1 pseudogene is annotated in these 1,017 nt (G+C 64.8%); it reads left to right on the top strand.

The window, feature by feature from the left end:
- Positions 1 to 1,017: pseudogene (locus tag EOC06_RS42300) on the top strand (hypothetical protein); the annotation flags it as partial.

The raw sequence follows: 1,017 nt of genomic DNA, 5'->3' as shown, positions 1-1,017 counted from the left end.
GATCCCGGCCCGCTATTTCGCGAGTTCGCTGATCCCCACTCCCGTCATCGGCACCCAAGCCATCGCCAGCATGACGCCGCAGGCGACGTTCTCGGTCGGATCGAGGCTCGCCAGCCTCGATGGCGGTATCCTCAACGCGCTTCTCGGCGGACTTCTCGGCAGCAACATCTCGCTCAGCGTCATGGACTACAACGCGCTGCTCTCCGCGGATGTGAGCGTGCTCTCCTTCGTCGACGGCCTTGCCACACAGTTGAACCTGACCGGCGTGTCGTATTCGGATGTGCTGGCATCGAAGGCGACCGTCGGCCAGATCGCCACGGCCATGGCCAATGTGCCGGGGCTTGGCAACACGGCCAAGGTCGCCCTGCAGACGATCGCGTCCAAGTCGACCGGTACGGTCCAGATCCCGCTCAGTCATCTGGTCGATCTCGGCTCCGTCGGCAAGTTGGGCCTCGGGCAAAGGCCCGCCGGCCTCGGCGTCGACGCCAGCGCCTTGGGAATGCTGACGGCCGCCGCCGGGCTGGCAAACGGTTCAAAACAGGTCGACGTCGCCCTAGGCGCCACCATTCCGGGCGTGCTGTCGACCACGCTCGCCATCGCCATCGGCGAACCGCCGCAATCCTCGCCGTGGCTGGCGGTTGGAGAAGCCGGCACCGTGGTTCGCACCGCGCAAACGCGCATCAAGCTGCTGGTCACGGTCGGCGTCGGCAATCCAAACCTGGGCGGCGGTATCAGCCTGCTGTCAGTCAAGCTGCCGCTGAATGTCGAAGTGGCCTACGCCGAAGCAAAGCTGACCGACATCAGTTGCCCGACCGGCCCCGACAGCCTGAAGGTTACCATTGCCGCGAAGCCCGGCATCGCGGCGGTGAACCTTGCCGCCAGCGATGCCGATAACAGCCCCACCGCCTTCGCGGATTTCAGCAACCCGCAGTCGTTCTCCGACGCCAACATCGCGGATGTCAGCCTCAATCTGCTGCTGTTAAAAATCCCGCTAATACTGGTGAAGGGTTCGGCGGG

It is taken from the genome of Mesorhizobium sp. M7A.F.Ca.MR.362.00.0.0 (assembly GCF_004023175.1).
Classification (GTDB): domain Bacteria; phylum Pseudomonadota; class Alphaproteobacteria; order Rhizobiales; family Rhizobiaceae; genus Mesorhizobium.
The sequence above is the reverse complement of the archived record's forward strand: the minus strand, read 5'-3'. Positions and strand labels throughout refer to the sequence as shown.